Genomic DNA, 1301 nt, shown 5'->3' with positions numbered 1-1301 from the left:
CATGAGAGGATACATAGATTTGTATTACATGATAGGTAATAAAATCTATGTTATAGATTACAAATCAAGTAGCAAATTTTCTAAAAAAGACCTGCCAAAGAAATCAATGCAGCTCATCCTATATGCAATGTATCTTAAAGAGAAATATCCAGATAAAATAATTGAATATGTAGCATTCGATATGTGTAAATATATGAAAAATGCTAATGGGACATTAATTGAAAGAAATAAGATTAATGACTTAAATGAATATGAAAGAGCTATAGTAAAAATTAAATATACTAAAAGACTAGAACAACAATTAATTGACTTTGTTGTTGATACAGTAAATCAAATAAAACAGCTAGATTTCAACGATAAGAGTGATTGGTGCAAGAATGATGACAAAAGTAATCAGTTCTTTTGTAAAACTCTATGCTCTCATTATAAAGCGGCATGTAGTAGACTTAATAATTCATAATGGAGGTATGTTTTGATAAAAACAGGTAGATATGAACTATACAATGACGAATGTTTAAAAGTAATGGATTTATTAATTGAACAAAATTCAAAGGTAGATGCAATAATTGCTGATATACCTCAAGGAATAACTAAAAATGAGTGGGATAAACCTCTGGCATTTAATGAGATGTGGGATAGATTATATAAATTAAGAAGAAATAAAAACACTCCAATTATATTATTTACCAATCAACCATTTACATCTAAATTAATTTGTAGTAATGATAAGCATTTTAAAGTGATGAAGTATTGGGAAAAAGATAGACCAAGCGGTTTTTTAAATGCTAAAAAAATGCCTTTAAAAAACGTTGAAGAAATAGCAATATTTTATGAAAAACCACCAGTATATAATCCACAAATGACAATTGGGAATCCTAGTCATAGCATAGGTAAAGTCAATGGCGAAAATAATTGTAAGAATAATAATAACTATGGTAATTTTGCAAGAGTTGAAAGAGAAGGAAATTTAAAATATCCTAAACAAATCCTAAAATATCCTAGGCCTCACCCACCAATACATCCAACTGAAAAACCTGTACCACTTCTAAAAGATTTAATACTAACATATTCAAATGAAGGAGATGTAATTTTAGATTTTACTGCTGGTGTAATTTCGACAGGAGTTGCAGCATTGGAAACGAGTAGAAAGTTTATCGGAATAGAATTAAACGAGGAAAGCTTTAATAAAGGAGTAAAAAGAATGAAAAATACGGAGAATTTAATAATTAGTGATTACAGATATAAGGAAAGTAATGGGTTTAGAAAATCTAAATCACAATAAAATGTGAATTTTAATAAGA

2 protein-coding genes are annotated in these 1301 nt (G+C 27.9%); both read left to right on the top strand.

What is annotated here, in order from left to right; all coding sequences use genetic code 11:
* A partial coding sequence (locus IC213_RS20440) for a PD-(D/E)XK nuclease family protein (protein WP_227863579.1) occupies positions 1-460 on the top strand: 460 nt, incomplete at its 5' end.
* 12 nt (positions 461-472) lie between these two features.
* Positions 473-1282 carry a site-specific DNA-methyltransferase gene (locus IC213_RS20435; RefSeq protein WP_227436805.1) on the top strand — a complete coding sequence of 270 codons (810 nt, stop codon included), beginning with the start codon at positions 473-475 and terminating at the stop codon, positions 1280-1282.
* The last annotated feature ends 19 nt before the right edge of the window (positions 1283-1301 follow it).

Origin of the sequence: Clostridioides sp. ES-S-0049-02, from assembly GCF_020658465.1 — a bacterium.
In the GTDB taxonomy this organism is placed as follows: domain Bacteria; phylum Bacillota; class Clostridia; order Peptostreptococcales; family Peptostreptococcaceae; genus Clostridioides.
This window is presented reverse-complemented; position numbering and strand designations above follow the sequence as displayed.